At 46.4% G+C, this 773-nt stretch carries 1 protein-coding gene; it reads left to right on the forward strand.

Annotation, left to right across the window (positions count from 1 at the left end):
• Positions 1-469: hypothetical protein (locus R7P74_RS25985; RefSeq protein WP_443293406.1), on the forward strand; the 469-nt coding region annotated here is incomplete at its 5' end.
• Positions 470-773: the final 304 nt, after the last annotated feature.

Raw genomic sequence — 773 nt, forward strand, 5'->3', positions numbered from 1 at the left:
GGGGGATTTCAGAGAAATGAAGAATAAGAAGGTAATAACTTTGATAATGGCCGCAGCCGCATCATGCTCGTCAGTCTACGCCGCGACATTACCGACCAGTGAGGTAGACGCATACATACTTGCGATGAACACCATGTCACCTATCACTGCAAAGTACACCATCCAGTACAAGCAAGCGGTTGAGCAGAAATGCAATACAGCCCTGAGCGTTGAGCAGCTCAACTCAAAGGCATTCACCAATGTTGTCCAGGCAATGGTGAGTAGTGAGACCGTCGATAGAATGGGGCTTGATGCTGCTGGTGGATCACTCCAGGATACCCTGTCTGTGATCGGCAAGAACGTCACATGCAGTGACCTGAACGCGCCATTTAAAGCACTCTTGGATGATAAGGACTTCACCAGAAAGCATCAGCACCTATCGAAGGTGCTGCATACTTGGAATGAAGTTGTTTCTCAAAGCAAACCCTGAGTAACAAAAAGGAGCCTAACTGGCTCCTTTTTTAATGGGGATGATGTTACGTTCGTGGACGTTATTTTCACTCGGGATATGTAACGTTGAAAAAGGCGTACCGACAAGAGAGTGGTCACATAGCTCTCCATAATAGATGAGCGACAAAATCTCTTGCTCGTTGATTTTTCCCACCTTAAAAAGGTAATTGATTATTGCTGTATCCAGTAGGTCGTGACACCCATTAAGCAGATCCACGATATTGGCCGCAGCTTCATTTTCCTATCCGTCATCTCGACCGGCTAATACTGATTCAACCCAAGCC

It is taken from the genome of Vibrio sp. 2033 (assembly GCF_033339735.1).